A 2,796-nucleotide genomic window follows, 5' to 3' on the forward strand; every position below is an offset into this window, starting at 1 on the left:
TGGAACCACACCTACGGCTTCCCGTCCTTCGTCTCCAACACGACGAACAACTACGGCCCCTGGCAGTTCCCCGAGAAGCTGATCCCCCTCGTCACGCTCAATGCGCTCGAGGGCAAGAGCCTGCCGGTCTATGGCAAGGGCGACAACGTCCGCGACTGGCTGCACGTGGAGGATCACGCCGAGGCGCTGGCCCTGGCGCTGTTCCGTGGGCGGCCCGGCGCGACCTACTGCATCGGCCCGCGCCAGGAGCGCACCAACCTCGAGGTGGTGAAGGCGATCTGCGCCACGCTCGACCGGCTGCGCCCGGATCCGGCCGGGCCGCGCGAGCGGCTGATCACCTTCGTGAAGGACCGCCCGGGCCATGATTTCCGCTACGCCATGGACCCCTCGGGCGCCGAGGCCGCGCTCGACTGGAAGGCGCGCTACGACTTCGAGAGCGGCCTGGAGCACACGATCCGTTGGTACCTGGACAACGAGGCCTGGTGGCGGCCGATCCGGGAGAAGGCCTATGCGGGCCAGCGTTTGGGAGGCGTGAAGTCGTGAAGGGGATCATCCTGGCCGGGGGTAGCGGCACGCGGCTGCACCCGATGACGCTGGCCGCGTCCAAGCAGCTCCTGCCGGTCTATGACAAGCCGATGGTCTATTACCCACTCGGCACGCTGATGCTGGCGGGGATCCAGGACATCCTGCTGATCTCGACGCCGACCGACCTGCCTTCCTTCCAGCGCCTCCTCGGCGATGGCTCGCAATTCGGCGTCCGCCTTTCCTATGCCGAGCAGCCCTCGCCGGACGGGCTGGCGCAGGCCTTCCACATCGGCGCCGACTTCCTCAAGGGCGGCCCGGCCGCGCTCGCGCTGGGCGACAACATCATCTACGGCGAGGGCCTGTCGGAGCGGCTGATGTCGGCGCGCGAGCATGCGATGCGGGGCAAGTCGACCGTCTTCGGCTATCGCGTGGCCGACCCGGAGCGCTACGGCGTCGCCGAGTTCAACGACCGCGGCGAGGTGATCTCGCTGGAGGAGAAGCCGACGCAGCCCAAATCCGACTGGGCGGTGATCGGCCTCTATTTCTACGACAACCGCGTCACGGATCTGTCGCGCCAGATCAAGCCCTCGGCGCGGGGCGAGCTGGAGATCACCGACCTCAACGCCCTCTACATGCAGGACGGCACGCTGCGGGCCGAGCAGCTCGGGCGCGGCTGCGCCTGGCTCGACGCCGGCACGCCCGCCTCGCTGCTGCAGGCCGCGACCTTTGTGCAGACGGTGCAGGAGCGACAGGGCCTGCAGGTGAGCTGCCCGGAGGAGATCGCCTTCCGCCGCGGCTTCCTGTCTGCGGATGCGCTGCGCGAGCGCGGCGCGGCGCTCGGCAAGACCGCCTATGGCCGCTACCTCATCGAGGTCGCGGACGGGGTGCACGGATGAAGGTCACGCCGCAATCCATCCCTGAGGTTCTGCTGATCGAGCCGCGCAAGTTCGGCGACGCGCGCGGCTTCTTCTCGGAGGTCTGGAAGCGCTCCGCGCTGCGCGAGGCCGGTCTGGACGTGGAGTTCGTGCAGGACAACCACTCTTTCTCGGCGGAGCGGGGCGTGCTGCGCGGGCTGCATTTCCAGCGCCCGCCCACGGCGCAGGGGAAGCTGGTGCGCGTGGTGCGCGGCGCCATCCTCGACATGGCGGTGGATGTCCGCGAAGGCAGCCCCACCTACGGCCAGCACGTGGCGGTGGAGCTTTCGGCGGAGAATTGGCGCCAGCTTTGGGTGCCGCGCGGCTTCGCGCATGGCTTCGTGACGCTGACCGCGGATTGCGAGGTCCTCTACAAGGTGGATGCCGAGTACGACCCCGCGACGGATGCGGGCATCGCCTGGGACGACCCCGATCTGGGCATCCAGTGGCCGCTGCCGCCCGGCGGACCGGTGCTGTCGGAGAAGGACCGCCAGGCCCCGCGCCTGCGCGACATCCCGCCGCCCTTCCCGAAGGGATGCCGGTCGTGAAGCGCATCCTGGTCACCGGCAAAGGCGGGCAGCTGGCCACCGGCCTCGCCGAGAGCCTGCCGGGCTTGGGTTTTGAGGCCCTGCTGGTCGGCCAGCCGGAATTCGAGTTCGACCAGCCCGAGACGGTGGAGGCCGCATTCCGCGACATCGCGCCGGACGCCGTGATCAACGCCGCCGCCTGGACGGCGGTGGATGCGGCGGAGGATGACGAGGCAGGCGCCTTCCGCGCCAATGCGCTGGGTCCCGAACTCGTGGCGCGGCTTTGCGCCGCACGTGGCCTGCCGCTGCTGCAGGTCAGCACGGACTATGTCTATGACGGGCGCAAGGGCGCGCCCTATGCCGAGGATGACGCGCCCAATCCGCTCGGCGCCTATGGCCGCACCAAGCTGGCCGGGGAATGGGCGGCGCTGGCGGTGAACCCGAAGACGGCGGTGTTCCGCACCGCCTGGGTGTTCAGCGCGGTCGGGCGCAACTTCGTGAAGACCATGCTGAGCGTCGGCGCGCAGCGTCCGGAACTGCGCGTGGTGGCGGATCAGCACGGCAACCCCACCGCCGCGCCCGACCTCGCCGACGCTCTGGCCGGCGTGCTGGCCCGCATCCGCGACGACGGATGGCAGGACAAGCATCGCGGCGTGTTCCACATGGCTGGCGGCGGTCACACCAACTGGCACGCATTCGCGGAGGCGATCTTCAGCGCCGCCGCGCCCTTCGGCGGGCCGCGACCGGTTGTCCATCCCATCGCCACGCACGAATACCCGGTGAAGGCCACGCGCCCCGCCGATGGGCGGCTTGAGCAGCGCAAGCTGCAA

4 protein-coding genes are annotated in these 2,796 nt (G+C 69.8%); all 4 read left to right on the forward strand.

Annotation, left to right across the window (positions count from 1 at the left end; genetic code table 11):
- A partial coding sequence (locus JTJ31_RS24280) for a dTDP-glucose 4,6-dehydratase (RefSeq protein ID WP_207541316.1) occupies window positions 1-543 on the forward strand: 543 nt, incomplete at its 5' end.
- The gene (gene rfbA / locus JTJ31_RS24285) at window positions 540-1,421 is read left to right on the forward strand and encodes a glucose-1-phosphate thymidylyltransferase RfbA (protein WP_207541317.1); all 882 of its coding nucleotides are present in this window, start codon (window positions 540-542) and stop codon (window positions 1,419-1,421) included. The genes JTJ31_RS24280 and rfbA, both read left to right, overlap by 4 nt.
- Window positions 1,418-1,987: a dTDP-4-dehydrorhamnose 3,5-epimerase gene (gene rfbC, locus JTJ31_RS24290; protein ID WP_207541318.1), complete on the forward strand. Its 570-nt coding sequence runs from the start codon at window positions 1,418-1,420 to the stop codon at window positions 1,985-1,987. Before rfbA ends, rfbC begins: the two co-directional genes overlap by 4 nt.
- The coding region (gene rfbD / locus JTJ31_RS24295; protein WP_207541319.1) for a dTDP-4-dehydrorhamnose reductase at window positions 1,984-2,796 on the forward strand (813 nt) is incomplete at its 3' end. The genes rfbC and rfbD, both read left to right, overlap by 4 nt.

The organism is Sabulicella rubraurantiaca (assembly GCF_017355885.1).
Classification (GTDB): domain Bacteria; phylum Pseudomonadota; class Alphaproteobacteria; order Acetobacterales; family Acetobacteraceae; genus Roseococcus; species Roseococcus rubraurantiacus.